Below are 1,069 nucleotides of genomic sequence, written 5' to 3'. Positions count from 1 at the left end.
CCTCTCTCTAAATCTCTCTCCTAAAAGGAGAGAGACTTTGAATTTTCCCCCTTCCTGCATCGGGAAGGGGGTTAGGTTTTTGGTGGACTTTTCCACATAACCTGAATTGTCAGTCTCTGCGTCTGTCCGCGAAGCTTATCCCCAATTCAATAGATAATATACAGAATCTTGGATAAATTCGCAGGTGATTTAATGGCAGGAATTCAAATTGGAATCGAAGGTGAAAGCGCACCAGCAGCAGCCGAGGCTTTGCTAGAAATTCCGGGAATATCGGGAAGCTATGAAGTACCGACGCAAAGAGAGGGAACTTTGGCGGCTGTTGCTACTATTATTGGCATTGTGGGTGGTGTTGCGGCTTTAGCTGAACAAATCCGCAAATGGTATCAGGAATGGCATAAATCTCATCCAGGAAAGCAATTTGATGTAGTAATTCTTGACCCTGATACTGGAAACAGGATTTTACTCGAAGACGCTACTATAGAGGAAATCACGGAAATCCTCAAAGCTATCAGCAAATAAGTGCAAACTATCCGCATTCAACTTCGGGAATGTACGCAGGAAACTGTTGAACTCAGGTATTGGCTACCTGAAAAAAAGCACTATGAATCACGTCGCCTGCAATTAGCAGAAATCGCTAATTTTCTTACGCAAGGTGAGCGAGATTACTATAAACTGCTGCCCAATTTACTAGGAATCGGGAAGCAGTTATTTTTTTGGTTGGATGGCGATGGACGGTGGTTGAGTCGGGGAATTGCTAACTGTCGCGGTGAGGGGTTGGTAATTGCCATTGATACTGATAAAAAATTGGCACATCTACCTTGGGAAGTGCTGCATGATGGTGAGGATTTTTTGGTCAAGCGTGTTAATCCAGTGGTGTTACCCCTGCGCTGGATTGAGAAAGAAACGGAAGCGTTTTCTGTGGAAGCACGACAATTGCGAGTATTGTTTATGGCAACCGACCCGGAAGATGTACAACCAAAGTTAGAGTTTGAACAGGAAGAAGCGAGAATTCTGGCTGATAAGCTAATCGGCATTTAAATTGCAACATAGTCACTATTGCCTTTGTTTT

The 1,069-nt window shown here is 43.8% G+C and carries 2 protein-coding genes; both read left to right on the top strand.

The window, feature by feature from the left end:
* The first annotated feature begins 192 nt into the window (after window positions 1-192).
* A complete protein-coding gene (locus tag VB740_RS36715) occupies window positions 193-519 on the top strand; it encodes a hypothetical protein (protein WP_323204714.1) in 327 nt (108 codons plus the stop codon).
* Complete coding sequence (locus VB740_RS36710; protein WP_323204713.1) at window positions 520-1,038, top strand: hypothetical protein; 519 nt, start codon at window positions 520-522, stop codon at window positions 1,036-1,038.
* Window positions 1,039-1,069: the final 31 nt, after the last annotated feature.

It is taken from the genome of Nostoc sp. UHCC 0251 (assembly GCF_034932245.1).
GTDB lineage: Bacteria > Cyanobacteriota > Cyanobacteriia > Cyanobacteriales > Nostocaceae > Nostoc.
The sequence above is the reverse complement of the archived record's forward strand: the minus strand, read 5'-3'. Positions and strand labels throughout refer to the sequence as shown.

Coding starts and splice junctions, on each gene's coding strand:
- VB740_RS36715 (WP_323204714.1), top strand. CDS start 193: ATGGCAGGAATTCAAATTGGAATCGAAGGTGAAAGCGCACCAGCAGCA.